The 539-nt window shown below is 62.0% G+C and carries 1 protein-coding gene and 1 pseudogene; both read right to left on the bottom strand.

From position 1 onward, the window contains the following. Window positions 1-205: ATP-binding cassette domain-containing protein (locus J1G35_RS30665; protein ID WP_223016880.1), on the bottom strand; the 205-nt coding region annotated here is incomplete at its 3' end. Beyond that, window positions 202-539, bottom strand: a pseudogene (locus J1G35_RS30660) (arabinose ABC transporter substrate-binding protein); the annotation flags it as partial. The gene J1G35_RS30665 and the pseudogene J1G35_RS30660, both read right to left, overlap by 4 nt.

Here is a 539-nt window from a genome sequence, read left to right as displayed (position 1 = left end):
TGGTCTGCGCGCCGATCTGCACCGTGCCGCTGCTGGGAATATAGGCGCCGCCGAGGATCTTCAGCAGCGTCGACTTGCCCGCACCGTTCTCACCCATCAGGGCGTGCACCTGCCCCGGCTGGGCGGTGAAACTGATGCCGTCCAGCGCCTTGACCCCGGGAAAGGTTTTGCCGATAGCGTCAAAACGCAGGGCCGCAGCGGTCATTTCCACAGCCCGATCTTGGTCAGTTCTTCCTGGAAGTTGGCGCGGGTGATCAGGGTCACTTCGTCCATGGCCGTATATTTAGGCGGCTCGGTACCCTTGGTGACCCACTCGTACATCATCAGCGCAGTGTTGTAGCCCTCGATGTGCGGGCTTGGCAGCATCGAGCCGAAGAAGCCGCTGTCGGCTTTCTTCAATTCGCCGATGGCGTCGGTGCCATTGATGCCGATGCCGATCACGTTGGCGGCCTTGAAGCCGGCGCTTTCGGTGGCGCGTACGCCGCCCAATACGGTGTTGTCGTTCATGCCGCCGATGATCAGGTTTTTCGCGCCGCTGG

The sequence above is a fragment of the Pseudomonas sp. SH10-3B genome, from assembly GCF_019891415.1.
Lineage (GTDB): Bacteria > Pseudomonadota > Gammaproteobacteria > Pseudomonadales > Pseudomonadaceae > Aquipseudomonas.
The sequence above is the reverse complement of the archived record's forward strand: the minus strand, read 5'-3'. Positions and strand labels throughout refer to the sequence as shown.